The sequence below is a fragment of the Gimesia chilikensis genome, assembly GCF_008329715.1.
GTDB lineage: Bacteria > Planctomycetota > Planctomycetia > Planctomycetales > Planctomycetaceae > Gimesia > Gimesia chilikensis.
In genome coordinates this window covers 608,726-634,877 of sequence record NZ_VTSR01000001.1, presented here as the reverse complement: position 1 = coordinate 634,877, position 26,152 = coordinate 608,726, and the positions used below count along the sequence as shown (strand labels likewise).

At 55.2% G+C, this 26,152-nt stretch carries 26 protein-coding genes and 1 tRNA gene; 23 read left to right on the top strand and 4 right to left on the bottom strand.

Going from position 1 to position 26,152, the window contains the following annotated elements; all coding sequences use genetic code 11:
• Positions 1–179: 179 nt before the first annotated feature.
• The 15 genes from FYZ48_RS02280 to FYZ48_RS02210 all read left to right on the top strand — a co-directional run bounded on the left by FYZ48_RS02280 (position 180) and on the right by FYZ48_RS02210 (position 11,670).
• On the top strand, positions 180–1,550 hold the full coding sequence (locus FYZ48_RS02280) for an alkaline phosphatase PhoX (protein ID WP_149337080.1): 1,371 nt from the start codon (positions 180–182) through the stop codon (positions 1,548–1,550).
• A gap of 237 nt (positions 1,551–1,787) precedes the next feature.
• Complete coding sequence (locus tag FYZ48_RS02275; RefSeq protein ID WP_145439492.1) at positions 1,788–2,648, top strand: GntR family transcriptional regulator; 861 nt, start codon at positions 1,788–1,790, stop codon at positions 2,646–2,648.
• Positions 2,649–2,767: 119 nt separating this feature from the next.
• Positions 2,768–4,039: an RNA polymerase sigma factor gene (locus tag FYZ48_RS02270; RefSeq protein WP_149337078.1), complete on the top strand. Its 1,272-nt coding sequence runs from the start codon at positions 2,768–2,770 to the stop codon at positions 4,037–4,039.
• Between the two features lie 228 nt (positions 4,040–4,267).
• Positions 4,268–4,750: a VOC family protein gene (locus tag FYZ48_RS02265; RefSeq protein WP_149337076.1), complete on the top strand. Its 483-nt coding sequence runs from the start codon at positions 4,268–4,270 to the stop codon at positions 4,748–4,750.
• A gap of 51 nt (positions 4,751–4,801) precedes the next feature.
• Entirely contained in the window at positions 4,802–5,284 is a 483-nt protein-coding gene (locus FYZ48_RS02260; RefSeq protein WP_149337075.1) for a VOC family protein, read from the top strand.
• 63 nt (positions 5,285–5,347) lie between these two features.
• Positions 5,348–5,734, top strand: coding sequence for a YciI family protein (locus FYZ48_RS02255; RefSeq protein ID WP_149337074.1), 387 nt, complete (start codon positions 5,348–5,350; stop codon positions 5,732–5,734).
• A 66-nt stretch (positions 5,735–5,800) separates the two neighbouring features.
• Positions 5,801–6,280, top strand: coding sequence for a DUF1579 domain-containing protein (locus FYZ48_RS02250; protein WP_149337073.1), 480 nt, complete (start codon positions 5,801–5,803; stop codon positions 6,278–6,280).
• A gap of 17 nt (positions 6,281–6,297) precedes the next feature.
• Complete coding sequence (locus FYZ48_RS02245; protein ID WP_149337072.1) at positions 6,298–6,657, top strand: YciI family protein; 360 nt, start codon at positions 6,298–6,300, stop codon at positions 6,655–6,657.
• Between the two features lie 55 nt (positions 6,658–6,712).
• Positions 6,713–7,072, top strand: coding sequence for a YciI family protein (locus FYZ48_RS02240; protein ID WP_149337070.1), 360 nt, complete (start codon positions 6,713–6,715; stop codon positions 7,070–7,072).
• 53 nt (positions 7,073–7,125) lie between these two features.
• Positions 7,126–7,560: a YciI family protein gene (locus FYZ48_RS02235; RefSeq protein ID WP_149337159.1), complete on the top strand. Its 435-nt coding sequence runs from the start codon at positions 7,126–7,128 to the stop codon at positions 7,558–7,560.
• Between the two features lie 31 nt (positions 7,561–7,591).
• Positions 7,592–7,999: a VOC family protein gene (locus FYZ48_RS02230; protein ID WP_149337068.1), complete on the top strand. Its 408-nt coding sequence runs from the start codon at positions 7,592–7,594 to the stop codon at positions 7,997–7,999.
• Between the two features lie 68 nt (positions 8,000–8,067).
• Positions 8,068–8,472, top strand: coding sequence for a DoxX family protein (locus FYZ48_RS02225; protein ID WP_149337066.1), 405 nt, complete (start codon positions 8,068–8,070; stop codon positions 8,470–8,472).
• Positions 8,473–8,697: 225 nt separating this feature from the next.
• Entirely contained in the window at positions 8,698–9,624 is a 927-nt protein-coding gene (locus FYZ48_RS02220; RefSeq protein ID WP_149337064.1) for a DUF1559 domain-containing protein, read from the top strand.
• 129 nt (positions 9,625–9,753) lie between these two features.
• The gene (locus FYZ48_RS02215; RefSeq protein ID WP_149337061.1) at positions 9,754–10,260 is read left to right on the top strand and encodes a carboxypeptidase regulatory-like domain-containing protein; all 507 of its coding nucleotides are present in this window, start codon (positions 9,754–9,756) and stop codon (positions 10,258–10,260) included.
• 15 nt (positions 10,261–10,275) lie between these two features.
• On the top strand, positions 10,276–11,670 hold the full coding sequence (locus tag FYZ48_RS02210) for a PepSY-associated TM helix domain-containing protein (protein ID WP_149337059.1): 1,395 nt from the start codon (positions 10,276–10,278) through the stop codon (positions 11,668–11,670).
• A 24-nt stretch (positions 11,671–11,694) separates the two neighbouring features.
• Here FYZ48_RS02210 and FYZ48_RS02205 read toward each other — a convergent pair whose 3' ends face one another.
• The gene (locus FYZ48_RS02205) at positions 11,695–12,858 is read right to left on the bottom strand and encodes a transglutaminase-like domain-containing protein (RefSeq protein ID WP_149337057.1); all 1,164 of its coding nucleotides are present in this window, start codon (positions 12,856–12,858) and stop codon (positions 11,695–11,697) included.
• A gap of 228 nt (positions 12,859–13,086) precedes the next feature.
• On the opposite strand from FYZ48_RS02205, the gene FYZ48_RS02200 reads away from it, so the two are divergent.
• From FYZ48_RS02200 to FYZ48_RS02175, 6 genes are all read left to right on the top strand, one after another.
• Positions 13,087–13,518 carry an OsmC family protein gene (locus FYZ48_RS02200; RefSeq protein ID WP_187781836.1) on the top strand — a complete coding sequence of 144 codons (432 nt, stop codon included), beginning with the start codon at positions 13,087–13,089 and terminating at the stop codon, positions 13,516–13,518.
• Between the two features lie 122 nt (positions 13,519–13,640).
• Entirely contained in the window at positions 13,641–14,627 is a 987-nt protein-coding gene (locus FYZ48_RS02195; protein ID WP_149337055.1) for a hypothetical protein, read from the top strand.
• 58 nt (positions 14,628–14,685) lie between these two features.
• A complete protein-coding gene (locus FYZ48_RS02190) occupies positions 14,686–16,161 on the top strand; it encodes a neutral/alkaline non-lysosomal ceramidase N-terminal domain-containing protein (RefSeq protein WP_242022304.1) in 1,476 nt (491 codons plus the stop codon).
• Between the two features lie 41 nt (positions 16,162–16,202).
• Positions 16,203–17,243, top strand: coding sequence for a sialidase family protein (locus FYZ48_RS02185; protein WP_149337053.1), 1,041 nt, complete (start codon positions 16,203–16,205; stop codon positions 17,241–17,243).
• A 117-nt stretch (positions 17,244–17,360) separates the two neighbouring features.
• Positions 17,361–17,849, top strand: a complete 489-nt coding sequence (locus FYZ48_RS02180; RefSeq protein WP_145037850.1) for a GNAT family N-acetyltransferase — start codon at positions 17,361–17,363, stop codon at positions 17,847–17,849.
• Positions 17,850–18,031: 182 nt separating this feature from the next.
• Positions 18,032–21,196: a fused MFS/spermidine synthase gene (locus FYZ48_RS02175; RefSeq protein ID WP_149337051.1), complete on the top strand. Its 3,165-nt coding sequence runs from the start codon at positions 18,032–18,034 to the stop codon at positions 21,194–21,196.
• 27 nt (positions 21,197–21,223) lie between these two features.
• On the opposite strand, the gene FYZ48_RS02170 is transcribed toward FYZ48_RS02175, so the two are convergent.
• Together FYZ48_RS02170 and FYZ48_RS02165 are read right to left on the bottom strand one after the other, a co-directional pair.
• Entirely contained in the window at positions 21,224–22,132 is a 909-nt protein-coding gene (locus FYZ48_RS02170) for an alpha/beta hydrolase (protein WP_149337049.1), read from the bottom strand.
• Positions 22,133–22,143: 11 nt separating this feature from the next.
• On the bottom strand, positions 22,144–23,130 hold the full coding sequence (locus tag FYZ48_RS02165; RefSeq protein ID WP_149337047.1) for an aldo/keto reductase: 987 nt from the start codon (positions 23,128–23,130) through the stop codon (positions 22,144–22,146).
• A 945-nt stretch (positions 23,131–24,075) separates the two neighbouring features.
• On the opposite strand from FYZ48_RS02165, the gene glpQ reads away from it, so the two are divergent.
• The gene (glpQ, locus tag FYZ48_RS02160) at positions 24,076–25,086 is read left to right on the top strand and encodes a glycerophosphodiester phosphodiesterase (RefSeq protein WP_149337045.1); all 1,011 of its coding nucleotides are present in this window, start codon (positions 24,076–24,078) and stop codon (positions 25,084–25,086) included.
• A 111-nt stretch (positions 25,087–25,197) separates the two neighbouring features.
• On the opposite strand, the gene FYZ48_RS02155 is transcribed toward glpQ, so the two are convergent.
• Positions 25,198–25,271: transfer RNA gene (locus tag FYZ48_RS02155), tRNA-Pro, on the bottom strand.
• Positions 25,272–25,717: 446 nt separating this feature from the next.
• Here FYZ48_RS02155 and FYZ48_RS02150 point away from each other — a divergent pair.
• Positions 25,718–26,152: a PEGA domain-containing protein gene (locus tag FYZ48_RS02150; RefSeq protein WP_232105033.1), complete on the top strand. Its 435-nt coding sequence runs from the start codon at positions 25,718–25,720 to the stop codon at positions 26,150–26,152.

Below are 26,152 nucleotides of genomic sequence, written 5' to 3'. Positions count from 1 at the left end.
TGATCAAAGTGGCAGCGATGACAGCTCATGAGAAGTTACGATTTAGATAACTTAATGTGTTGTTCATCAAAACTTAATAATTCGCGTTAAAATTTGATGAATTCATCCGGTAGTCGAAGTGGATCGACATTTTCAGCCGGATATTCATCGATGTCCCGTGAATTATTTTCGAGGCAAAATTGTCGCAATCCTGCTCACGCCGCCGCTTCTTACAGGCAGCTATTACCGCTCCCGCAGCGGGGACTGTCTTCTCCCGTTTTCTCTCAACCGCCTCTGCCAAGGGGATCGTGAAAGATCACTCCGATCTCAAACCGGTGGCGGATGAGACTACCGGTCTGCCCCTGTTACGGTTACAGGACGGTTTTCGATATCGTTCATTTGGCTGGACCGGCGACGTCATGTCGGATGGTGTGGTCACTCCGGAAGGTCACGACGGGATGGGCGTGATTGCCCAGAACGGAGATATTGTCACCATCTGCCGGAATCACGAAATTAAGGGGGCGCGCACCTTTGGTCCTCCCGAGTTGACCTTCGACCCCAAAGCCGGTGGTGGCTGTGCGAATCTGCAGTTTAACGTCAAGACCGGTGAATGGCTGAAGAGCTGGACGAGCCTCGCGGGAACCGTCCAGAATTGTGCCGGCGGTCCGACACCGTGGGGCAGCTGGCTGTCATGTGAAGAGACCGTGATCGGTCCTCACGAAAGTTTTCGTGACGTCCAGTACGAACACGAGAAACATCACGGCTGGGTATTTGAAGTTCCCGCGGAAGGAACAGCTTCGCTGGAGCCTTTGCAGGCCCTGGGGCGGTTTGTGCATGAAGCACTGGCCATCGATCCCCAAAACGGAATCATCTATGAGACCGAAGACCGCGACACAGCGGGTTTCTATCGTTTCCTGCCCAACGAACGGGAAGTCCTCTCCAAAGGGGGGACGCTGCAGATGCTGAAAATCAAGGGGCAGGATGATCTCCGCACCGGGGCACAGCGGGGCGTCCGCTATCAGGCTGAGTGGGTCGATATTGAAGATCCGATCCGCCGCAACACACCCGGAAAAAATGACGGTCTCGGCGTTTACTCGCAGGGGAAAGCCCAGGGGGCGACTACTTTCGGTCGTCTGGAAGGTTGCTGGTACGGCGATGGACTGGTCTACTTCAACTGCACGGACGGAGGCGAAGCCGGGCTGGGACAGATCTGGGCCTTCTCTCCCGAAGAGCAGACATTGGGTCTGGTGTTCCAGTCGCCATCGCATGACATTCTGGATAGTCCCGACAACCTGACTGTCAGCCCGCGTGGCGGTCTGGTGCTGTGTGAAGATGCTGACCTGAAACCATTGCGGCTACATACCCTGAGCCGGAAAGGGCTGCTGCAGACGCTGGCGATCAATAACATTCATCTGCACAAGGGAGAGCACCCCCGACTGATCGGTGATTTTACCGGCGGCGAATGGGCGGGAGCCACTTTCAGTCCCGACGGCGAATGGCTGTTCGTGAATATTCAGGATCCGGGTGTGACCTTCGCGATCACCGGCCCCTGGCATGAGCTGGGAGTCTGATACAGGCAGGCAGCTGTTAGTCCCCCAATTTGTATATCCCCTTGTACCGGTCATGGCACAAGGGGATTTTTTTATGCTTACCAGCGGCATTTCGGGAATTGTCTCTCGGGTGACTTTGTTCTCTCTGCAGAGAGCAGTACACTGAAGTTGCAGCCAAATCGGACAGAAAGATAGTCTAATGCGGCTTGAGCTCCGAAAACGAAATCAGACCTGGAAACCGAGCGCCCACCCCAAACAATGTCACTGAAAAATTACATCAAGAATGATCTCGAAGTTCGCTTGCGCAGCGGTCAGGAACTGCCGGCTCCACTGACGCTGGAAGCGCTGTCGGATCATTACCAGGTCAGTTTTTCTCCGGTCCGGCTGGCACTCGCGGAACTGGTTGACGCGGGTCTGTTGCAGAAGGGAGCCAACCGTCGCCTGGAGATCAACGAGGGGAAGATCAAGCCGTTGAAAAAGGGACAGTCTGCTGCGCTGCCCAAACCGCCGACGGATATGTTCGAACTGATCACGAATGATTTCGTGAAACTGAGTCTGCAGGGCGAGCCGGTTGATATACGGGAAGAAGCGACTGCGAAACAGTACAAGATCAGCCGATCCTCACTGCGGATTATCCTGAATCGCCTGGCGGGAGCCGGGATTCTGGATCATATTCCCCGCAGGGGCTGGCGGCTGAGACCGTTCCGTCAGGAAGACATGCAGGCGTTTCTGGAAGTGCGCGAACTGCTGGAGCTCAAGGCGCTCGAACTGGCGAAACCGCGACTGGTCAAAGAGGAACTGCAGCAGATTCTGGACGGAAATGTGATTCCGGAATCAAAAGATGCTGAAGCGTTGATCGATAATAGTCTGCACGCCTACATCATTGAGAAAGCGGGCAATCATTACATCCAGGACTTTTTTCAGCGGCAGGGGAAGTACTATGACATCCTGTTTGACTGGGAAGACCAGGACCGGGAGACGGCCATCGAAACGGTGCGGCAGCATCAGGCCATTCTGCAGGCACTGATTGCAGAGGACTGGAAGACCGCCCGCAAAGCGTTGTCGTATCACATCAAAGATAATCATCCGATTCTGAGTAAGATTGTGAAGCAGTCTTAATTCTGAACTCTTTTTGAGCGTTCGGCGGCGTCTCCTGTTGAATTGCCTGAGCGACTGACTATCCTTACAGTACGCTTTCAGAGTGAAACACGTCGCGGGTCCTTTCAGGTCAGAATCAGATGAGTGAGACTTCTTCCCAGTCAATTCGACAGCAGGTCGATGCGATCTATCAGCGCGAATCACGGCGGGTGTTCGCGACACTGATCCGTCTGCTGGGGGACTTTGATCTGGCTGAAGAAGCCATGCACGATGCCTTTACCGCGGCGGTGATGCAATGGGAGGAGACGGGCATTCCCGATCAACCCCGGGCCTGGCTGGTTTCCACAGGGCGTTTCAAAGCCATCGACAGTCTCCGCCGTCGGGCCCGTTTCGATGAAGCACAACAGGAAGTCGTACAGCGACTGGAGGGCGTTGCCACTCAGAATGCCGACCGTTCTGAGCAGGATGTGGAAGATGACCGACTGCGGCTGATCTTCACCTGCTGTCACCCGGCGATCGCTCCCCAGGTGCAGGTGCCGCTGACACTCCGCGAGGTCTGTGGTCTGACGACAGAAGAGATTGCGAGTGCATTTCTGACGTCTCCCTCCACGATGGCACAGCGGATCGTCCGCGGTAAAGCAAAGATCCGGGACGCGAATATTCCGTATGTGATTCCGGAACGATCCGAGTTGCCCGAACGACTGGATGCTGTGCTGACTGTGGTCTACCTGGTGTTTAACGAAGGCTATGCAGCTTCCTCCGGTGATTCACTGACCAGGCGGGATCTGTCAGAAGAGGCGATCCGGCTGGGGCGACTGCTCGCGGAACTGCTCGATGATACCGAAGTGATGGGTCTCCTGGCTCTGATGCTGCTGCATGAATCGCGGCGGGAGTCCCGGACAACGGCAGAGGGAGATTTGATTCTGCTGGAAGATCAGGATCGAAGTCTCTGGGATCGAGAGAAAATACGTGAGGGAATCGCACTGGTCGAACGCGCGATTGCCTCGGGGGAGGTGGGGAGCTATGCGATTCAAGCGGCGATCTCAGCCGTACACGCGGGGGCTCCGAGTGCTGCTTTGACAGACTGGACGCGGATTGTCGAATGGTACGATCTGCTGTTGCAGGCGACACCATCCCCGATTGTCGAACTGAACCGGGCGGTCGCAGTCGCGATGCAACAGGGGCCTGATGCGGGAGTGGAACTGATTGACGCGATCCTGGCGCGGGGGGAACTGAGTGAATATCACCTGGTCTATGCGGCACGCGCCGATCTCTGTCGCCGGTCGGGGCGGGATGCTGAAGCGCGGACGGCTTACGAACAGGCTCTGTCTTTAGTGAATCAGGCTTCGGAGCGAAGGTTCCTGGAAAAACGGCTGCAGGAACTGGACGAGAGTCGCATCGTTCCTGAATGATGGTCAAAGGCTGTTTAGTGAGGTTCTGGTTGTAAAGTGCTTTCAGGTAGTGGCTTAGGGCTGTGGAAGTCTTGCGGGACAACGGTATTTGACCCGTTTTTCAAAAAAAATAACAGCTGGTTGTCGATTGGGGGGGACGGTCGTTCGACTACTTCATAAACGGGGGCGGACAGACAGTCTGAGGCTCTCGTCCCTTATCGAAACGACCTTCAGTCACAGGAGAAGATGATGAACAGTTCCAGCGTTAAACCAATTCCCGCAGGCATGCACAGTATCACTCCCCATCTGGCTTGTTCGAACGCAGTCGAGGCCATTGAGTTTTATAAAAAGGCTTTTGGCGCCGAGGAACTGATGCGGTTGCCCGGACCGGATGGCAAACTGGTCCATGCCTGTCTGAAGATCGGTGATTCCCGGATCATGCTGGCCGACGTACGCGAAGAGTGCGGGATGAAAGGACCGGATGCATTGGGAGGAACCCCGGTTTCCATTCATCTGCAGGTCGAGGATGTGGATGCGGTCTTCAATCAGGCAATTGAAGCCGGTGCGACTTTGATTATGCCGGTCATGGAGATGTTCTGGGGCGACCGCTACGGCCAGGTGGACGATCCCTTTGGTCATCGCTGGTCTGTGGCAACGCATGTGCGTGATCTGAGTTTCGAAGAGATTCAGGCAGGCATGCAGGCGATGTTCGAACAGAATCAGAACGGCTGATACCAGGGCCGTTTTCCACTTCGATGAGAATCAAAAGAGAAGAGCAGCACGATGTCAGATATTCCGAAAATCTCCCCCTTCCTCTGGTTCGACAACAACGCAGAAGAGGCCATCGATTATTACACTTCGATTTTCAAAAACTCGAAACGCTTCGACGTGTCGCGTTACGGCGAAGGGGGACCGGGGCCTGCGGGGTCGGTGATGGTCGCAGCCTTTGAACTGGAAGGCCAGCGGTTTACCGCGTTGAACGGCGGTCCCCTGTTCAAGTTCAACGAAGCGATTTCGTTCGTGGTGAATTGCGACAGTCAGGACGAGATCGACGAATACTGGGAAAAACTGTCAGCGAGAGGCGAACCGGGCCAGTGTGGCTGGCTCAAAGACAGGTTCGGCCTTTCCTGGCAGATCGTGCCGACAATCCTGCCCGAGTTGATGCAGACGGGAGATGCGGAGAAAACCGGCCGGGTGATGGCGGCATTGATGCAGATGACGAAGCTGGAGATCGATGGGTTGCAGCGGGCCTTTGATGGAGCCTGATAGAGATTACTCAAATCGAGTCATGACTTGATACAATACAACCTTTTTCAACGAGGGACGACCATGAGATTTGTCTGCCTGGGATATTACGATGAAGCATGGATGGAGGGAAAATCGGAGGAAGAACTTTCAGCCGCGATGGAAGAATGTTTTGCCTACGATGACGAACTCCGGCGGGGAGGCCATTTTATCGGAGGGCAGGCACTACAGCATGCCAGCCAGGCGGTGACGCTCCGGACCGTGAACGGTCAGGTGGATGTGACCGATGGTCCTTTTGCAGAGACTAAGGAACAGATCGGCGGGCTGCTGTTTCTGGAAGCCCGGGATCTAAACCATGCGATCGCTCTGATTTCGCGACATCCGGGAATCGGCATGGGACCGTTTGAGATCCGTCCGGTGAATGAAGAGATCAGTGCGCTGATTAAGGAACGGGACGCGGCAATTCAGTAACAGGTAACTGTGCCTCGTAAAGCATTAGTGTCGTATTTTTGATCATTCAATCAGGAGAGAGGAAAGATGTTTGAGAAGCCACAGGCAGAACACGAATGGCTGAAGCAGTTAACAGGCAGCTGGATAGCAGAGACCGAATGCCAGATGGGACCGGGAGAGCCGACCTATAATTCAGTTGGTGAAGTCAACTGCCGTTCTCTGGAGGGGATGTGGTTCCTGATTGAAGGGAACGGAGGTGATGAAGAATCCGGCTCCTGGTCGACACTGATGACGCTGGGGTACGATATCAAACTCGGTCAGTACGTCGGCACTTTTACGGGGTCGATGATGTCCTGTCTCTGGACCTACCAGGGAGGTCTGGATCCCACCGGACGCAAGCTGACCCTGGAGACGGTGGGTCCAAAGTGCGGGAGCGAAGGAACCACGTCTTACAAAGATGCGATCGAAGTGATTGATGAATCCAGGTGGATTCTGACCAGTGAAATGCTGACCGAAGAGGGAGGGTGGCTGCAGATCATGACGTCAGAACATCGACGGAAAAACTAATACGGGAGTGAGTGAAGATGAAATATCTGTTGCTGGTCTATGCGACTCCCGATGCCTGGGAGTCGGAAGAACGAAAGGTGGCTTTGGGAGAGTCTGTCGACTTGTGTCATACATTACACAGCCGGAACCAGTACTGTTCCGCAGCGCCGCTGGAACCGGTTGAGACGGCCATCAGTGTGCGAGTGCGGGAGGGAGAGGCTCTGGTGACCGATGGTCCGTTTGCAGAAACCACCGAACACCTGGGAGGCTACTTCCTGGTTGATGTGGATTCGATGGACGCGGCGGTCGAGATCGCCAAACAGATACCCGGCGCCCGACGGGGAACTGTAGAGGTGCGTCCTCTCGTTGAGGTTCCCAACCTGCCTGCGGGAAAATAGTGTTTTATCTGAAGCCGTTCAATTTGAGATCAACGGGGAGTGAAAAGGAATCGTTATGAAATACATGTTGCTGATTTACGGTACGGAAAGCTGCTGGACCGAAGCAGAGCGGTCGGCCTGCATGCAGGAATCGATGGAGATCTGCCACGAGTTGAATGAACAGGGTAAATACCTGGCAGCGTCGCCTTTGCATCCGGTGTCGACAGCGACCTGTGTGCGGGTACGCGAAGACCGGAAGATGGTAACCGACGGCCCGTTCGCCGAGACGGTAGAGCAACTGGGGGGGTACTATGTGATCGATGTCGACGATCTGGATGAGGCGATTGCGATCGCGGAGCGTCTTCCTCCGGCGAAGAAGGGGACGGTTGAGATTCGACCGATTTTTGAGCTGCCGGAAATTGAAGTGAAACGATAACAGAGTCTGAAATACAGAAAACTCAAACAAGACATCAGCAGAGGAGTGGAATGATGAGAGTGATGGTGATGGTTAAAGCGTCAAAGAGTTCGGAAGCAGGGGCCATGCCCAGCGAGGAACTGCTGACGGCGATGGGAAACTTCAACGAAGAACTGGTGAAAGCCGGGATCATGTTGTCGGGGGATGGGCTGCGTCCCAGTTCGACTGGGGTTCGAATCCGTTTTTCGGGTGCGGAACGGACGGTGATCGACGGTCCGTTTGCGGAGACGAAAGAACTGGTCGCGGGCTACTGGGTCTGGAAGGTGAAGTCGATGGAAGAAGCGATTGAGTGGGCGAAACGCTGTCCGAATCCGATGCCGGAAGAATCGGATCTGGAAATCCGCCCCTTCTTTGAGATGGAAGATTTTGGCGATGCGATGACGCCGGAACTGAAAGAGCAGGAACAGCGCATCGCGGAAGCAGCTGAGAAACTGGATCAGCAGGGTTAATGAGACTCTGCTCAGATAGAATGAAAGTATCATGTCGAAAAAAATCTATGTAAATCTGCCCGTCAGCGATCTGGCCAAATCGATGGCCTTTTATCAGGCTGTGGGCTACTCGATCAACGAAAAATGGACCGATGAGACAGCGGCCTGTGTCGTGATCAGTGAGGATATCCATGCCATGCTGTTGACGCATGCCCGTTTCAGTGATTTCACGCCGAACGAAATCTGTAATGCGAAGCAACAGACCGAAGTGCTGCTCGCGCTTGGCTGCGAGAGTCGGGACGAAGTGGATGAACTGGTGCGTAAAGCTGTCGCCGCGGGGGGGAATACTTATAATGAACCTCAGGATCATGGCTTTATGTACGGACATGGATACCAGGATCCGGATGGACATATCTGGGAAGTCTTTTATATGGATCCTGCAGCCGTTGAGTCGACTTGAATCGCGGTAGTGAGCACGCAGCAGTAAAGATCCTCCAGGCCCTTTCATTTTTCAGATGGGAAATCGACATGAATGAAGCAACTTCACCGCCGGTAAAAACACCTCGCGCTCTGGTCTGGATTGGCCGCCTGCTGGCGCTCCCGGTGGTGTTCCTGTTTGGAATGAGCACCGTGATGAAATTCAAAGGGGGGCCGGAAATGACTGACGGGATGACCAAGCTGGGGCTGCCGGAATCGATGATCCTGCCACTGGCGATTCTGGAACTGGTCTGCCTGGTGCTGTACCTGGTTCCCTGGACGGCAGTGCTGGGAGCGATTCTGTTGACCGGCTACCTGGGCGGTGCGATCTGCACCCACTGGCGTGTGGGGGATCCCTTTGTGGTCCAGGCCGGTCTGGGGGTCGTGCTCTGGCTCAGCGTGTACTTGCGTGATCGTCGCCTCTGGCAGTTGATTCCGTTTCGTGGACTTTCCTGACGGCAATTTGAATTTGCTCAGAAATTCTCCTGTTTCCTAAGTTGACAACCAGCGGCCTTCTATTAGACTGAGACTCAATCTCAATAATGTTTTGTTTTGAGTCACTGCATTTAAGGAAGGGCAAGCCAACGCATGCGTCAGCGCCAGCCAGCCACATTTTTTGAATTCGCTTAATGTAAGTGCTTTCTATTATATGGTTTACTGGTTAGTCACAGGAGTGGAAACATGCATCTGCCCTCACGTTCTCGTCGTGCGTTTACCTTAATCGAACTTCTGGTTGTGATTGCGATCATCGCCATTCTGATTGCGCTGCTGTTGCCTGCTGTGCAGCAGGCCCGTGAAGCAGCCCGTCGGTCCCAGTGCAAAAATAATCTGAAACAGCTGGGACTGGCAGTTCACAATTATCACGATGTCTTCAATTGTGTACCGACAATCGGAGGTCAGCCGGAACGGAGTGCGTTCGTCGCGCTGCTGCCTTACCTGGATCAGGGGAATTTATACAACAACTATAACTTCAACCTGGCCTGGCACCATGCGGATAATCTCCCGCTGGCGCAGACTGTGCCTACGGTTCTGCAGTGTCCCTCGGCTCCCGGTGCTGGTGAGAAAGCGGTGACTGGTGCTGCGACTTCTGACTACGCTTATCTGTACTCACCCTTCAATGCGGCCGACTTATATAACGCACCCGGTAACGCGTTCTTTGAGTGGGGAAAAAAGATTTCCTTCCGGGATGTGACCGATGGCCTGACCAATACTTTGTTGTTGCATGAGTCAGCCGGGCGGGCTCACTGGTATGTAAAAGGTCAACGTGAGCCGGGTGGAAATGCGTCTCCGCAGATGTATGTGGGCTACGGTGATACCTGGGGTGAAGCGCGTGAAGCCTGGACTTCGAATGTGCTGGGAACCTATCTGGCACCCAGCCTGATCACTCCGGCAGCGACTGCGGGAGGTGAGCCGAGTGTGACTCTGTTTGCCGGTACCGAGGTCATGAATGCGACCAATTATTACAGTGCTCCCTATTCATTCCACACAGGCGGCATCCATGTGCTGCTGGGAGACGGTTCTGCCCGCTTCATCTCCGAGAACATCAATGTCGATACGCTGTGGTCGATGTCGAGTTGTGCCGGCGGCGAAGTGATTGGCGAATTCTAAAATCCTACCAGATCTTCAGCTGAGCAGCCGAACTGTGTCAAGCGGTTCAGGCTGCCTCTGTTCCTTTCACCATGACTCGTCTGCGCACCTGCTGCGAGTGAGATAAAATATCTTCTGAAAGTCTACCTCATGAAAGTATTGTGTTTTGCTGGTCTGCTGGTGTTGACCTGTGGCTGTTCCGGTCAGAACTGGCAGGCCGAGACGGCACCGGTTACCGGTTATATTTCGGTCAATGATCAAGTTCCCCAGGGTGCAATTGTCAGCCTGCATCCTGTGGGGGAGAGCGTAGATAAGCGTGGCTCGCGTCCTTCTGGAATCGTGCAGGAAGATGGTCGCTACACACTGACGACTTACGAATTTGGAGACGGGGCTCCTGCGGGAGAATACATTGTCACAGTCTACTGGCCGGAGAAACCGGAGTTGGGGGGACTGTCGCCTGACCGACTCGGGCTGCGTTATGCGACTACGAAATCCTCCGATCTGCGTCTTTCCGTGGCCGGTAGCGGAGCGCCACTCAAACCGATTGCGATTGAGGGGGCTAAAATCACCATGTCTGATGAGAAAGCGAAGGGCAAAGCGACTCCAGCCCGGAACCCGTTTCCCGGACCACAAAAATCAGCCGCGGTTGCGCCTTAAACAGGAGTCGTGATTATGAATCCCCTGGTCAGTGAAACGGAAGTACAAACGACTGCCCCTGTTGAGCCACAGCCAGCAGAACAGGCTCAGCCCGGGTTGTTTCGGACAGTCTGGCGGTGGCATTTTTATGCCGGTTTGTTTGCATCGCCATTTCTGATCACCCTGGCGGTGACGGGGATGCTTTACATCTTTTCCCCGGAGATCGGTTTTTATCTGCACCGTGATCTGGTGTATGTTTCACCCGAGGGGACACGTCTGCCACCGTCTGCCTTACTGGCTGCTGCAACCACTTATGCTGGCCAGGGAGAAGCGACTGAACTGATCGCGCTGCCTGAAGCCGACCGGTCTGTGGTGGTGACGGTGTCTGATGAAGAGGCGAAACAGAAACGAGAGATCTTTCTGAATCCCTACGATGCGAGTGTGCTGGGAGAACTGGATCCGAAGCAGGATGGCGTGCGGAACTTTTTCAAAGTAGTTCTGGATATCCATCGTCGGTTGTTTATCGGAACGACCGGGCGGGTGATCATTGAACTGGTAACCTGCTGGGGGCTGCTCCTGTTCTGTACGGGGCTGTATCTCTGGTGGCCACGACGTCGGGAGAAGGTCAAAGGGGTCTGGGTTCCCCGGCTCAAAGGAAAATCGTACATGGTGCTGCGCGATCTGCATGCCCTGGGAGGAGTTTATCTGCTGCCGGTGCTGTTTCTGATTGTAGGGACCGGGATGTTCTATACGGTGCTCTGGGGGCGCGGGGCGATGGCAGTCTCCGTGGTTTCACACCAGGGGCTGGAAGGGCTTTCTGCCATGGCTGGAGGCAGGGGCAAACAGAAGTCGGAAGCAGAGAAACCGGCACCGCCTACCGAGGCACAGATTGACGCGGTCTGGGAGTATGCCTCGCGCACTTATCCGGATCGTTCGCTGGAACTGGTACTGGGAAAGTCGTCGGCTGAGAAAATCAATGTACGGGCGATGAACGGTCATTCCACGGCAACCTATGGTTCCTACAAGTATGACAACCTGATGGTCGATCCTGCTCAAACCACTTTGATCAGCAATGAGCGGCTGGCCGATCATCCCGCATTCTGGATGCACGGCTGGACCTACCCCCTGCATGTCGGAAGTATCGGTGGACCGGCGACCAAGGTGATCTGGTTCCTGGCCTGCGTGGTGCTGGCGGCACTACCGGTTACCGGACTCTGGATGTGGTGGAAACGGCGCCCCACGGGTAAAAGTGGTTTTCCCCGCCGACGCGAACACAGGTTGCCACTCTGGTTGACGGGAGCGGTGATCCTGTGCTGCCTGTTCTTTCCTCTGGCAGGGATCAGTGTAGTACTGGCATTGCTGGTGGATCTGGTATGGTTTCGCTGGATCAGAAACCGATCGGAAACGCCTCAGTCAGGATCTGCTGCTTAGATCACAAACGTGGCATAAGCTGATTCAATCGGCGTTCAGGGTGGAGAGATCCTTGAACGGTTTTTTGAATGGCTTATCGGCGGTGTAGCGGTGTGAGGTCATCCAGGAGAACTCGCGTTTTTTGATATTCGCCGGGTCGGGTTCGGGAAGGATTTCGCCATCGGCTTCCACATACGCGGTTCGCACAACGCGGACCGGTTTCAGTGCGGGGGGCGAGAGTTGATAGTCGGTCCCGCGAGTTAAGAGCAGCCAGCTGTTTTCGCGAAAACCGGAGAGGGTCCGTTCGCGGGCGGCTTGCGTGAGTGATGTTTTCTGCTCCGCGGTCAACTCTTTGTCGGACTGAATCTGTTTCGCCAGTTTCTGGGTTTCCGAGAGATCGAAGCTGATCCAGCCATACGGGGGGAGGTAGGCTTCCATCTTACAGTGCGAAGGGGAGTTTTTGGGATAGAGGGCCAGTCCGTAGGTCACGCGGGTCGGGTAGCCTAAGGCGAGTCCCATGGTGGCACAAAGGCCATGATAATCGCTGCAGTGCCCGCGGCGTTGTTCGAAGGCGTGGTTCGCATCGGCCTGGAGGGAGGCATGAATATGATCGTAGGTCAGGTTCCGGTCAATCCAGTTCATCGCGCCAATCAGGTCGGGGCCTTTGTTCTGAAAGCCGGCGTTGATGTTCTGAATGACCTGCTGAAACTGTTCCGGCTGGTCTACGCTCTGTGGCTTCAGATAGGGTTCAAATGAGGAGGGCCACTGTTCGACCCGGGTGACCTGAGCGGGATCCATGTTCCAGTGCAGGTTCCACGCGCGGGCTTTGAAGCGATGGGTGATGATCTGAGCGCCGTGGGGATCGTGAAATTCAAAGTAAGCGAAGCGGTTGCCGTAGACGGGTTCGTTACTGATTTGGGGAGAAACCTCCTGCGGAAAGGTCGTGAATTCGCTGGCCGCGATTTCCTGGGCCGCATCGGTCTGCGGGACGGGAACCCAGACCTTGAGGACTTTGCAGTGGTAAGGGGGCGTGACAACGACGGAGAATTCGACCTCGTGGTTAATGGGATCGCTCTTTTTTACCTGATAGGGGAGATCCGCTCGAAGAGACTTCGATTCCGGTTTCTCGGCCAGTGCACACAGGGGAGCGGTCAGCAATGCCAGCAGGAAGTAAGTCGCAACCGTGAGGCGATTCTGGTTCTGAGTCATCCCAAAAGGGCTCCTGGAAAAGAGATCTATTATATATTCAAATTAACGTCAGAATGTTAGATTGTAACGTCTGCCAAGGGCGCTGACAACGGTCTGTTTTCCAGAAGACGGTGAAACGAGGGGCATGGATGAGCAGATTCTGAAAAGTCTCGTGACATTTGCCGTGGGATTTTCTAAGGTGAACTCTGTGTTTTACTGAATGCAACCTCAACCCAAGGAGGAGATAAGATGTCGATTAAACGTACCGGCTCTGCCGTCTGGCAGGGGGGAATCAAAGATGGAAAAGGGACCGTGTCGACCGCCAGTGGTGCGCTGCAGGAATTGCCCTACAGTTTTTCCACGCGGTTTGAAGGGGAGCAGGGGACTAATCCTGAGGAACTGATTGGTGCAGCCCATGCCGGCTGTTTCTCGATGGCGCTCTCCAAGATTCTGGGTGACTCCGATCTGAAGGCTGAGCGGCTGGAGACGACAGCGGAGGTTTCGCTGAACCAGGTGGAAGGGGGCTTTGCGATTGAAGCGATCCACTTGACACTGAAAGCGAAAGTTCCCGGTGCAGATGCGGCGACCGTGGAAGAGCTGGCCGGCAAGGCGAAAGCCGGTTGTCCGGTTTCCAAACTGTTCAATGCCACGATTACACTGGATGTACAGACCGTGGACTGATCGGCATTGACTCATGCCAAACCGGGACAGGGAACGAATCCTTTGACTGCTGCTCGCGCTCGCTTCATAATGGGGATTGGTTCTGTCCCGGTTTTTTATTTCTGCTTTTGAGAGGGCTGGCGATGCTGTTACATCTGCGATTGATAACCTGGAGTCTGATCTGTCTGTTAATTCTCTCGAGTGGAGCAGGCCGACCGGTCGTCGCGGAAGAGAAGCAGACGTTGAACGTGCTGTTTATCGGCAATAGTTACACAGCCCGGCACAACCTGGCCGACGTGGTGAAGCAGATGGCGGAAGCGGGGAATCCGGGGCTGACCTTCAAGCCGACAACGGTGATTTATGGTGGACGGCGGCTGCGGGATCACTGGAACCTGGGTTCTCAGAATTTTGTGAAGCTGCATTCCCTGACCAAAGCGGAAGAGGAGCAGACGATTGCCGACCTGAAAAAAGCAGCCGAAAACAAAGAGAACCGATATGCGCGTGCCGCGTTGAAACGACATCAGGGCCTGCTCAAGGAACTGGATCAGCCACATCCGAAATGGGATGTGGTGGTGTTACAGTCTTATCGGGATGATGTCAGCGGTGATCCTTCATTGTATGCCCAGTATGCACCAAAGTTCGCGGCCCTGGCGAAGGCGCAGGGAGCCCGCGTGATTCTGTATGAGACGACGCCTGCGACACAGAATAAAAACCCCCTGCGGACGGCTCCGGAAACAGAGCCGGTAATGAAAAAAGCGAAAGCGATTGCGGCCCTGGCAAAGCAACTCGATGCGAGTGCCGCTCCGATGTCGCTGGTGGGGCTGTATTGTCAGACAGAACGTCCGGATTTGACACTGCGGTTCCTGAACGATGCGCATCTGAACCAGACAATGGCCTATCTGACGGCGTGTGCGATTTATGCGGCCCTGTTTGATAAGAGTCCGGAAGGTCTGCCCGTCGATTCGATTACCGATATCCGGTTCTGGAACAACAAAGATCGGGACAAAGACCGTGACGGCAACCCGATCACGAAAACGTTTTCTGACAAGGACCGTGCCGAATTACAGAAGATGGCCTGGAAAGGTTATCAGAAGTTCAAGCAACTCCGCGACGGCAAGGCTGCCGACTGAATCGGGCCGCGTGCTCGCCCTCCTATGATTTTCTTGCCCCCATTGAAGGTTTCCCTCCATGTTGTTTGTTTCCCGCTGCCTGATGTTTTGTTGTCTGTGTCTGGTGTCGCTGGTTTCTATTGCTCATGCGGGCGATGGTCTGCAGGTGGGAGTGGCGGAGACGGACATCACGCCTCCCGTCGGTTTCCCGATGGCCGGCTATTATCATGAGCGGTTGGCGGAAGGACAGATCGATCCGCTGCAGGCAAAAGCGATAGTGTTTCGGGAAGGGGACACAGCAGGTGCGCTGGTGGTATGCGATCTGATCGGCGTGGCCACGGATCTTTCGAAAGAAGTGCGTCGGCTGGCTGCTGAAAAAACGGGGATCCCCGCTGAAAATATCGTACTGGCGGCGACTCATTCGCACACAGCTCCCGATTACATGAAGGAACTCTATCTCTACCTGGGGAAAGAGAAACAGCAGCCTCTGCGGGCCGAGTACATTCAAAAACTGATCAACGGTCCGGTGGAGGCGATCGTGGCGGCCAATCAGGCTGCGAAACCGGCGCAGCTGGAAACGGGGGCGGCTGTGCAGAAGACGCCGGTGGCTTTCAACAGACGCTTCGTGATGAAGGACGGGAGTGTGAAGACCTGGCAGTCGTTGAAGAATCCGAATGTGATCCGGGCCGCTGGTCCGATTGATCCACGGATTGAACTGCTGGCGATCAAGGATAAGCAAGACGGTTCTTACGCAGGAGTGCTGAGTAACTTCGCCTTGCACCTGGATACGGTGGGCGGGACCCGCTGGAGTGCCGACTACCCGTACTTTATCCAGGAGACACTGCGGGAAGCACTCGGTGAAGATGTGATTTCAATATTCGGAACCGGCTGCTGCGGGGATATCAATCATTCCAATCCATCAGCGTCGGTACGGAACAAGGTGGATTTCATCGGGAATTCGTTGGGGGAAACGATCACAGCGGAGCTGCCGAAACTGGAGCCGGTGAAAGGGACTGGTCTGACGGTGCAGTCGCAGGTGGTGGATCTGCCTTTGCAGGATGCCTCGCAGCCGGAAGTGAAACGTTCGATTGAACTGCTGAAGGTGGCCAAAGCCGGGGGGAAGGTGGATTTCTTCGAGCATGTGACCGCGTATAAGAAGATGATTCTGGATCAGATGCGGCACAAAAAGCCTTATGCGGAAACTGATCAGCATATTACGTGGGGCTTGAGCCGATCGCTGGCGGGCATCGGCGAGACGCTGCCCGTGGATGTGACCGTGATGACGATTGGCGAAGATGTGGCGATTGTCTGTCTGCCGGGCGAGGTGTTCGTGGAACTGGGGCTGGCGATCAAGCAGGCGTCTCCGTTTAAAACCACGATCATCGTCGAATTGTCGAACGCGGTGGAGACGATTTACATTCCGCACCGGGCCGCTTATGCCGGGGGGAGTTATGAGGTGACCAATTCCAATCTGCTGCCCGGTAGTGGTGAGATGCTGGTGGAGGCGTCACTCCGGCTGTTGCGTCAGGCGGCGGCTGAGAAACGGGCGGACTGAGTTCGGTTCGTGGAATTCCATTCAATGGCGAGGCTGGAGCAATGAAACGTTTTTTCCTGCGTGCTGCGCTACTACTGCTGTTGGTGACTTCTGGTTCTCCGGGAGTCCGGGCGGAGGACCAGCCGGTTTCGATTCTGGCACAACGCATCAAGGGGCACATTCATCCTTCCATCTGCCAGGCCGATGATGGAACGCTGATCGTAGTGTTCAAGGGAGAGAATGTACTGCTTTGCTCGCGTTCTACGGATGAGGGCGCGACGTGGTCGAAGCCGGAACCGATTCCGGCGTCTGCGAAACGGCCCGAAGTCATTCGTGCGGTGCAGAAGTTCGAAGTCTATCCTGGCACGGCGGACACGCTGCCCGATGGCCGGATTCTGGTGACCTGGAATTACATTGCAGACGATAAAGCCCGCGATGGTTATTACGAGCGGGCCCTGCTGTATGTGACCAGTTCCGATCAAGGGAAGACGTGGAGTGATCAGCGGTTGATCGGCCCTGTGGAGGGGAAGCATCTGGGGGCGGTGCGACATAATGTGCTCCCCTGGAGTGAAGGCCAGTGGTTACTGCCTTTGCGGACCGGTGTGCCGCGCGTTTTTAATCCGGAGACCGGCAGACTTACGGCGTTTCCCCTGGTAGGTCCCGATGGCAAGCAGCATGAGTTTCAGCAGATCGTACGCTTGAAGGACGGCGGTCTGCTGGCAATGGGACCGGTGCTGTTGCGTTCGGCTGGTCAGGGAAAGCAGTGGAAACAGATTGATGGCTTCCCCGCGGTTCCTGATCAGCGGGATAATGCGGAGGGACGTTACCTGACGGTGCTGACTGATGGGAGGGTGCTGGTGACCTGGGGCCGGGGGCACAACAATCGGGGGCTGAGTTACAACCTGTCACTGGATGACGGGCAGACGTGGGACGCGAAGCGGACGGTGGTGCTGCTGCCGGAGACGCCGGTAACGGCCCGTTATTATTCTGCGCGGACGATTCAGCTGGATGCCGGGCATGTGGGAACGGTGTTTATGAACCGGGACGGCGTGCATTTTCTCAAAGTCCCGCTGTCCCGTCTGCAGGGACCTGAGGGGACTTGAGTCCCGAACCGCAGTCCCGCCTGGGCTGTCTTATTCAAGTGGGCTCTCCGTGCAGGCAGCGGCAGGTAGAAGCCCGGCATGTTTTCCAGATCAACAGTTTCAAAAGGGAGAGGGGCGATGAAAATCCGGCGGGCGGAATTGGCGGATCTGGAGGCGATGACCGAGATTTATAATGAAGCGATTCTGACATCGACGGCGACCTTTGATCTGGAGCCGCAAACACGCGAGGAGCGGTTGCCCTGGTTTGAGTCGCATGATGAACGCTTTCCGATTCTGGTGGCAGAGTGCGACGGAGAAATCGCGGGCTGGGCCTGTCTGTCCCGCTGGCGAACCCGCAAGGCTTATGAGCGGACCGCGGAAACCTCATTCTACGTGAAGGGGACGCAGCGCGGGAAAGGGATCGGGCGACAGTTGAAGCAGGCGATTATCGATGAAGCGCGGCGACTGAACTTTCACACGTTGATCGCAGGCGTGTCACAGGGGAATGAAATCAGCCTGCATCTGAATAAAAGCTTCGGTTTTGAAGAAGTCGGCACGTTCCGCGAAGTGGGGTATAAATTCGACCAATGGCTGGACGTAACTTATCTGCAGTTGATGCTGGATTGACAACGAAAGTGGTTCGAATTTCACTGAAATTATATGTGATGGAACGATGAATTTATGAGATTCTTGGGAAAAAACATACAGTGAAGGGAACGTGACTGCTCTCTGGATCTTTGATAATTGATGCGATAGAGTGACTGCCCGGGCATATCAAAAGCAGGACTCATTAACGCGCGAGAAAATCTGTGAGTGGCACTCCATCAGAACGGTCTGCGTCTACATCAAAGCTGGCAACCCTGTTGTTCTTTTCCGGCGCGTGCGCGTTGATCTATCAGGTAATCTGGATCCGGGAGTTGCGTCTGATTTTCGGCGCGACCACGTTAGCCTCTTCCGCTGTGCTGGCTATTTTTATGGGAGGCCTGGGACTGGGGAACGCTCTGTTGGGAAAACGGTCTGACCAGTTCACTCGGCCGGTTCGCTTCTATGCCCTGCTCGAACTGGCGATCGCTGTCAGCGTGGCACTCAGTCCTTTTCTGATTGACCTGACCCGGTATGCCTATGTGCGTGCTGGCGGACAATCGACGATGGGAGTTGAGGTGGCGACGATTGTCCGGCTGCTGGCGGCGACGGCCATTCTGATCCTGCCGACCATTTTCATGGGGGGGACTCTGCCGGCTGCTGCCCGCGCCGTGACCAGTCAACTGGATGCCAAACGCAGAAACCTGGCGTGCATTTACGGGATCAACACTCTGGGGGCTGTGCTTGGTGCCGGACTGGCCAATTTTATGCTCCTGGAACTGTTGGGCAATCGCGTTTTGCTCTGGTTGGCGTGCCTGGTCAATCTGCTGCTGGCGGCGATCTCCCTCTGGTATTCCCGGCAGCTGGTAGCAGGCAATCAACAACAGGCAGCGGATGAGTCAGTCTCTCCCCTGGTCATGACAGAGTCTGAAGCTGCTGTGCAACGCCCCCGGCCCCATGCTGTCCTATTGTATTTCACCGCCGCGGTCGTCGGGTTTGTATTTTTCCAGATGGAGATTGTCTGGTATCGCATGCTGGGGCCTTTGCTGGGGGGGACGACTTATACCTTCGGGCTGATTCTCTGTATTGTGCTGCTGGGGATCGGCATCGGCGGGCTGCTGTATCATCTGATTGGTCGCTGGATCACTCCCTCGTATCAGCTCCTGGTGACGACCTGCACCCTGGAAGCGATCTGCATTGCGGTTCCGTTCTGGTTGGGCGATCGGATTGCGATGTGGGTATTGCAGCAGCAACAGTCAGCCTTCTCTTCGTTTGCAGAACAGGTCTGGAGCTGGTTTGAGGTCGGCTCCCTGGTGGTGCTGCCTGTGGCGCTTGTTTCTGGTTTTCAGTTTCCTGTGCTGATCGCGCTGGCAGGGAGCGGACAGCAGGATGTGGGCAAGCACGTCGGCTGGACCTTCGCGGCCAATACCTGCGGTGCGATATGTGGTGCCATCGCAGGTGGCTTCTTTTTACTGCCTGCATTGAACGCCATCGGTGTGTGGCGTCTGTCTGTGCTGATGCTGCTTGTACTGGGCCTGACCATCGTCTGTGTCTCCCGGATGTGGCAGGTGTCGCGCTTCGGGATCTCGCTGGCATCCGGCCTGGCTCTGCTGGCGCTCCTGGGAGTAGTGCAACAGGGGCCGACGGCTGCCTGGCGACATTCCGGGATTGGAGCGGGACGCGCTGAACTGGAGGACGGAACCCGGAATGCCGAGCAGAATTTTATCAACACCAAACGCAGGCAACTGTTATGGGAGACCGAAGGGGTGGAGTCCAGTATCGGGATCACCGCGACCGACAGTCTGTCTTTTATCGTTAATGGAAAGAGTGACGGAAACGCTTACACGGACGCCGGTACCCAGATGGGGCTGGGGCTGCTGGGACCCGTTTTAAAATCGGACTTGAAAACCGGTCTGGTGATCGGGCTCGGTACGGGCGAAACCGTGGGCTGGCTGGCTGATGCGATTTCCGGACCGGTTGATGTTGTGGAGCTGGAGCCCGGTGTGCTCGACATGGCGCGGCGCTGTGAATCGATGAATCGTCGGGTGCTGTCCCAACCGGATGTGCACATCTATCATAATGATGCGCGGGAATTCCTGCTGACTTCTGCGGCAGAATACGACATTATCATTTCGGAACCCTCGAATCCGTATCGGGCAGGCATTGCCAATCTCTATACCAGGGAATTTTATGCCTCGGCAGCTGACAGGCTCGCGGAAGAGGGATTATTCCTGCAGTGGCTGCAGGGATACGAGGTTGATGATCAGACGGTGGCGACGGTCCTCAAAACGATGCGCTCCGTCTTTCCGACGGTTGAGATCTGGAGAACCCGCGCCCGAGATATGGTTCTTGTCTGCAGTCCAGCGCCTCGTCCGCTGGCTTATGATGCAGACTCGCTCCAGCAGAGTTTGAGTAACCCGGTAATCAGGGAAGGGCTGAAGCTCGCCTGGCGGGCCGAGGATGTGTCGGGGATTCTGGCGCATTATGTTTGTGACAATCAGACGATCCAGTTATTTCTGGATCAGAACCCATCGCTGATCAATACCGATGATCGTAACCTGCTCGAATACGCGTTCGCGAGTTCCGTAGGACGCGTGTCGCGATTCTCTACGCAACGTCTGCAGGAACTGGCCGTTCAATCAGGGGATACGCGTCCCCGGGAGGCATCCTCCGCCACTCCTGAAACGATCGCCAGACGTCGCCTGGCAATGCACTTTCACCTGGGAGGGGCCATGCCGGAACTGGCCCAGGCCTCTCGAATCGAACAGGGCATTGGTTTGGCCTACCAGTCTTACCTCGATCAGAATTACAGGCAGGCAGCAGAGTTGTTCGGGGAGGTGGGCGTTGACGAGACCTGTCCTGTCGAGCGAGTGGTCTATGCCCATGCCTGTGCTGAGGCGGGAGTCCCGATTTCGGCAGAGCTGTCAGACAAGCTGAAAACCGGCAATGCTGCAGAGCAGGCTGCTGTCCAGGCCATCGCGTTCTTAAAGCAGGGGGATCGAGCAGAGGGGAGTACCACGTTGCTGCAGGCTTTTACGTTAATGAAGTCGAATCCTTGGGGACTGGAGCGGATTTATGATTCTCTGCTGCGGCACGCCCTGGCACTCGCGACCTCTGACAATCGCCTGGCGGGACCGATTTTTGAAAATATCAGCGAACCATTTGCCATGTATCGACTCGAAGATAAAAGGAAACTGGTGCGGTTCCTGGTCGCTGAGATCATGGGGACGAAACAGATTGCGGAATCACTCGAAGAAATCGAGCCCAATGTGCCCTGGAAGGACTGGCTGCTGAGAAAGAGACAGTCCGTGTATCGTGAGCTCAATCATGAGCTGTCGGGAAAAGCCCAGGCCGATCTCCAGCAGTATTTGGGGTGGGCCACGAGTCCCTGAACCGTGCGCGGGCCGTTGATAACAATATCAGTGCCTGGAAATCTGCTGATACCAGTCGAGGAAGAGGTCGGGCCATTTGGCGGGGGGGAAGCCGTGTTTGACGCGCTGGGGGATCAGATTCCCTACTCCGTGAGCGCCGACGTCGAAGACCGCCAGTTTGACGGGGACGTTTAACTTCTGGAGGTCGGTTGCGATTTCACGGGGCAGTTCGATCGGGGCGCCTCCCTTGATGCCGTCATTGGTGGCATGGACGAGGAAGACCGGCGGCGTATTCCTGGAAAAATGAAAGGGCGATATTTTCTGGCGCCAGTGCCAGGTGGCCAGGCCGATGGCGAAGTCGGGGCGACTGCTTTCGCGGTCGATGGGATCGGTGGCGTCGGGAGTGCCGGCATCGAAGTTCGCTGCCAGATTCATCGCCAGGTTACCGCCCGCTGAATAACCGGCGATGCCGATCTGCTGCGGGTTGATGTTCCATGCTTTGGCACGGTACCGCACCAGACGCACGGCCCGCTTCGCATCGAGCAGAGTCAGAGCCTGGATTTCGGAGTTCGTCCCTTTGAAAGGGGGACGGGTCCGGTATTTCAGACCGATGATGGTGACGCCTTTCGGATTGAAGACGTCAGCCGCGTAGATGACGTGCGTTTTCCAGTCCAGTGAACCGTAGCCTCCGCCGGCACAGACGATGATGGCCTTCCCTGTATTCCTGTCAGGATCCGGCGAAAAGACTGCGATTTCGGGACGCGTGACATTGGTGAATTTGCCTCGCGGATCGAAAATCTCGGCGGGGGCACCTGATTGAAACTGAGGCGGTTCGCCCTGCCAGAGGGGGACGACCCGATCGGGTTTGCGGAGTGGGGGAGCAGGTTCTGCCTGCAGATCCAGACCAATGAGGCAGACAACGGTCTGGATGAGCAGCAGTGATCTGGTTATCCGCATGGTCTGGTCCCTCAACGATTGATCATTTTCATGGCAGCTTCGGGGTAGCGTTCGCCGAGGACATCGATCTCAGCGAGGGCGCTGTCGATTTCGGTGAGATCGCCGGCTGTAAGTTCAATGTCTGCAGCAGCGATGTTCTCCTCAAGGCGGTGCAATTTAGTCGTGCCCGGGATGGGGACGATCCACGGTTTCTGGGCCAGGATCCAGGCCAGGGCAATTTGAGCCGGCGTGGCCTGTTTCCGCTGGGCGATCTGGCCCAACAGGTCGACGAGCGCCATATTTGCTTTGCGGTTCTCTTCAGCGAAGCGGGGGACCTTGTTGCGGAAGTCAGTACTGTCGAAGGTGGTCGATTCGTCGATCTTGCCGGTGAGGAAGCCTTTGCCCAGGGGGCTGAAGGGGACGAAGCCGATGCCCAGCTCTTCCAGGGTGGGGAGGATGGCTTCTTCGGGTTCGCGCCACCAGAGGGAGTATTCGCTCTGCAGGGCGGCGACCGGCTGGACGGCGTGGGCGCGACGGATGACATCAACGCCTGCTTCTGAGAGGCCAAAATGTTTGACTTTACCCTCTGCGATGAGTTCCTTGACGGTGCCGGCGACGTCTTCGATGGGGACTTCCGGATCGACGCGGTGCTGATAGAGCAGGTCGATGTAGTCGGTCTGTAATCGTTTGAGCGAGGCTTCGACGACCTCTCGAATGTGTGCGGGGCGGCTGTCGAGGCCGGTCTGTACTCCCTGATCGTCGATGGCGAAGCCGAACTTGGTAGCGATGACGACCTGCTCGCGGACTGGAGAGAGGGCCTTGCCGAGCAGTTCCTCGTTGGTGAAGGCACCGTAGACTTCGGCCGTGTCGAAGAAGGTCACGCCTTGATCGACGGCGGCACGCAGCAAGTCGATGCCATCCTGGTCTTCGACGGCGGGACCGTAACCGAAGCTGAGACCCATACAGCCCAGTCCCAGGGCGGAGACTTCAAGATTACTGCCGAGTGTGCGTTTCTGCATTGTATTGACTTTCGATAGTTGAATTCGTTTGGTTTTGGAGGCGCGTTGTGAGTGAGAGCGGTAAACATCGCGAGCTGATTCATGCGCTCTGTGATAAAGCTTACCTGTTTTGGTTAGTGATTGACAAACCAGGGAGGAGAATTTTAAACCACGAATGAAACGAAAAGCATGTAAAGTGCTGTGTTTGTATTGTCTGATCAAGTGGTTGAGTAATCCTGTGGGTAAACATGAAAGTGATCTGTACCGGTTGGGGCCGATGTGTACGATTTCTATCGCAGTGCAACAAATTTGCGTGCTGCGCAGTTTACTACCACGAACAGCACGAAAGACACGAAAATTTCTGCTGGTTTGTCGATTGATGTTGATTCTGTGTGGGTAGTACCAGGATGGTTTTGATTATGAGTAAGGGCGCGGGGAGGTCAAGTGGGATTTTGCTTTGTGTTTTCTGTGAATGCCTCTGAGGTTCCTGCGAGTTTGTTTGAATGTGCTCTGAATATGCTCCGAAATGATTTGAAAATGTACGAGATAAAACGAATCGGTTCAGAATGTTCCGCTGAACAACTGGAAAAATCGACGGCGATTCAGGTGAAGCTGAGTGACTTGAGCGCGGTGTTTCGGTGCACGCATCATCCGCCTCGCGCGCGAAGCACAATTACACAACAATACGATTTGGAAAGTGCGGATCAAGTTCAGTCTGTTCAGACAATGGTGGCAGATGAGAGCTCTCAAAGTACACGCGAATCGAATGGGCTGAGATGGTCTGTCAGAAATAAGATGTGCGTTTGGTGAGGATTCTGTGAGGGGATGATGAAGATTGGAGCTGTTCGAGAGAAGAAGATACAGCAGCTTGATTGGCTGATTCGTCGCTGTTACGATCGCGCGGCAGGTGTGGTCGGATGCCTGCGATTGCTGTTTCAACGAAGTTCTCTTTACAGGTCTGTTTCCATGAAAGCTGTCTGTTTCTGTCTTGCTCTGTTATTGATTCCCGGTTCGCTGTGGGCCGATGAACATTATGTGTTTGCCCACCGCGGTGCGAGTGGTTATCTACCGGAGCACAGTCTGCCTGCGAAAGCGATGGCTTATGCCCAGGGAGCGGATTTCCTGGAGCAGGATGTTGTGCTCACGAAGGATAATGTGCCGCTGGTTTTGCACGATACTCATCTGGATGGGATTACGGATGTGGCCGAGCGGTTTCCGGATCGGAAGCGTGAAGACGGTCGGTACTATGCCATCGATTTCACGCTGGAGGAAATTAAGCAGCTTAAGGCCACGCAGCGTTTCAATCGCAAGACCGGAAAACCTGTCTATGCAGAGCGGTTTCCGTTGGACGGATATACTTATCAACTGCATACGCTGGAGGAAGAGATTCGTTTCATCCAGGGATTGAATTTGAGCACGGGCCGGAATGTGGGGCTGTTTACCGAAGTCAAGAAGCCGCGCTTTCATCAGCAAGAGGGGCGTGATATCGCGAAAGCGGTGTTTGATGTACTGACCCGCTACGGCTATGGGACGAATGAAAAATCTGCCTGCTGGGTTCAGTGTTTTGAGCTGGAGACCCTGAAACGGTTTCGTAAGGAGTTCGGCTGGAAGGGACACCTGATGATGATCTATTCTGGTGGCAAGCCCGGGCCGGATGGTTCTGATTACGATGAACTGGCCACGGCTGCAGGCCTCAAACAATTGTCTGAAACTGTAGATGGCGTTTTTCCGAATCTGCCAAGGGTGGTGACCTGGGACAAGAGCGGACGACCAGAGTGTAGCGATTTCACGAAGGCAGCTCACGCTGCGGGGCTGCGTGTGGTTACGGGGGTTGTCAGAAGCGATGATCTGCCGAAGAACTGTCCTTCGGTGGCGGCGCTGCATGAGGCGTTATTCAACCAGGCCGACGTGGACGATGTCTGCACGGACTTTCCTGATCTGAGTGTGCAGTGGTTGAAAGCACAGCAGGCCGACTGAGGTAGGGCGTCGTTTTTGTTGACGCGGTGGTGCGCCTGCCTATAAAGAACAACAGCCGGGCGGAATTGACCGCAGCCGGCTGTTGTGTGTCTCACAATTTGTAATGAGAAGTCGGGACGACAGGATTTGAACCTGCGACCTCTACACCCCCAGTGTAGCGCGCTACCAGGCTGCGCTACGTCCCGATGTGGTTTTCGACGGTCGGCATGAGGCTAGACAATCGATAACTTAATAGTGATGAGCACTTTATCGCACGACCGCGTGAGAAATTCAAGATAACCGGGGCACTTCCCCGGCTTTGTCTCAAAAAAAATTGCCGATATTCGCTAAAAGTGCGATTCAACGGGCCTGCTGACTGTTTAGAAACAGAGTCGAGGGGCAAGGTTCGCGGATTTCGATTATTTTGCTTTCGAAACAGTGTTTCTGTAAGTGTCTTTCAAATAATGCTTTACGGAGAATTCATTTGTCAGGAACTGTTGAAATTTGTCTTGGCAGGATTGGGGAAGAAAAGTAGAATCCCGCTCTTCATTCAGGATTCTACCCTGAATCTGTCTACAAATGTTGTCCTGTCGAAAGTTTCGTCTCAAGGTCCATGTCCGACCCTGTCAATACACTCCCTGCAAGAGCCGCTGTGCCGCGATTTAGATTCGCATCGGTTGATGTGAAGCGTGGATCGCTGTTTGCGCTGTTACTGCTGCTGGCAGCGGTGCAGACCGGGTGCGTGCATCGGCGGATGACAATTCGCTCGGTTCCGTCCGGGGCGCTGGTCAAAGTGGACGGGGAAGAAATCGGTTATACGCCGGTCTCGATGGATTTTACCTATTACGGGACTCGCGAGATCACACTGACTAAAGATGGATATGAAACGCAGTCGGTGATGCAGAAGGTGCGGACGCCCTGGTATCAGTGGATGCCACTGGACGCGGTGACAGATAACCTGCTGCCCTTTGAAGTCACAAACCGGCATGAGTTCACTTATCAGTTGCAGCCCAAAGTGGTGGTGCCGACCGAAGAGTTGTTGAACCGCGGCAACATGTTGCGCAGCGAAACGCAGATTGGTCAGTGA

What these genes read in the sequence shown, in the direction of transcription:
- FYZ48_RS02220 (WP_149337064.1), top strand. Translation starts at nt 8,698, where the DNA reads ATGCATCTGCCCTCACGTTCTCGTCGTGCGTTTACCTTAATCGAACTT.
- FYZ48_RS02190 (WP_242022304.1), top strand. Translation starts at nt 14,686, where the DNA reads ATGTTGTTTGTTTCCCGCTGCCTGATGTTTTGTTGTCTGTGTCTGGTG.
- FYZ48_RS02180 (WP_145037850.1), top strand. Translation starts at nt 17,361, where the DNA reads ATGAAAATCCGGCGGGCGGAATTGGCGGATCTGGAGGCGATGACCGAG.
- FYZ48_RS02250 (WP_149337073.1), top strand. Translation starts at nt 5,801, where the DNA reads ATGTTTGAGAAGCCACAGGCAGAACACGAATGGCTGAAGCAGTTAACA.
- FYZ48_RS02185 (WP_149337053.1), top strand. Translation starts at nt 16,203, where the DNA reads ATGAAACGTTTTTTCCTGCGTGCTGCGCTACTACTGCTGTTGGTGACT.
- FYZ48_RS02210 (WP_149337059.1), top strand. Translation starts at nt 10,276, where the DNA reads ATGAATCCCCTGGTCAGTGAAACGGAAGTACAAACGACTGCCCCTGTT.
- FYZ48_RS02255 (WP_149337074.1), top strand. Translation starts at nt 5,348, where the DNA reads ATGAGATTTGTCTGCCTGGGATATTACGATGAAGCATGGATGGAGGGA.
- FYZ48_RS02265 (WP_149337076.1), top strand. Translation starts at nt 4,268, where the DNA reads ATGAACAGTTCCAGCGTTAAACCAATTCCCGCAGGCATGCACAGTATC.
- FYZ48_RS02215 (WP_149337061.1), top strand. Translation starts at nt 9,754, where the DNA reads ATGAAAGTATTGTGTTTTGCTGGTCTGCTGGTGTTGACCTGTGGCTGT.
- FYZ48_RS02195 (WP_149337055.1), top strand. Translation starts at nt 13,641, where the DNA reads ATGCTGTTACATCTGCGATTGATAACCTGGAGTCTGATCTGTCTGTTA.
- FYZ48_RS02230 (WP_149337068.1), top strand. Translation starts at nt 7,592, where the DNA reads ATGTCGAAAAAAATCTATGTAAATCTGCCCGTCAGCGATCTGGCCAAA.
- FYZ48_RS02235 (WP_149337159.1), top strand. Translation starts at nt 7,126, where the DNA reads ATGAGAGTGATGGTGATGGTTAAAGCGTCAAAGAGTTCGGAAGCAGGG.
- FYZ48_RS02200 (WP_187781836.1), top strand. Translation starts at nt 13,087, where the DNA reads ATGTCGATTAAACGTACCGGCTCTGCCGTCTGGCAGGGGGGAATCAAA.
- FYZ48_RS02260 (WP_149337075.1), top strand. Translation starts at nt 4,802, where the DNA reads ATGTCAGATATTCCGAAAATCTCCCCCTTCCTCTGGTTCGACAACAAC.
- glpQ (WP_149337045.1), top strand. Translation starts at nt 24,076, where the DNA reads ATGAAAGCTGTCTGTTTCTGTCTTGCTCTGTTATTGATTCCCGGTTCG.
- FYZ48_RS02270 (WP_149337078.1), top strand. Translation starts at nt 2,768, where the DNA reads ATGAGTGAGACTTCTTCCCAGTCAATTCGACAGCAGGTCGATGCGATC.
- FYZ48_RS02240 (WP_149337070.1), top strand. Translation starts at nt 6,713, where the DNA reads ATGAAATACATGTTGCTGATTTACGGTACGGAAAGCTGCTGGACCGAA.
- FYZ48_RS02275 (WP_145439492.1), top strand. Translation starts at nt 1,788, where the DNA reads ATGTCACTGAAAAATTACATCAAGAATGATCTCGAAGTTCGCTTGCGC.
- FYZ48_RS02245 (WP_149337072.1), top strand. Translation starts at nt 6,298, where the DNA reads ATGAAATATCTGTTGCTGGTCTATGCGACTCCCGATGCCTGGGAGTCG.
- FYZ48_RS02225 (WP_149337066.1), top strand. Translation starts at nt 8,068, where the DNA reads ATGAATGAAGCAACTTCACCGCCGGTAAAAACACCTCGCGCTCTGGTC.
- FYZ48_RS02165 (WP_149337047.1), bottom strand. Translation starts at nt 23,130, where the DNA reads ATGCAGAAACGCACACTCGGCAGTAATCTTGAAGTCTCCGCCCTGGGA.
- FYZ48_RS02170 (WP_149337049.1), bottom strand. Translation starts at nt 22,132, where the DNA reads ATGCGGATAACCAGATCACTGCTGCTCATCCAGACCGTTGTCTGCCTC.
- FYZ48_RS02205 (WP_149337057.1), bottom strand. Translation starts at nt 12,858, where the DNA reads ATGACTCAGAACCAGAATCGCCTCACGGTTGCGACTTACTTCCTGCTG.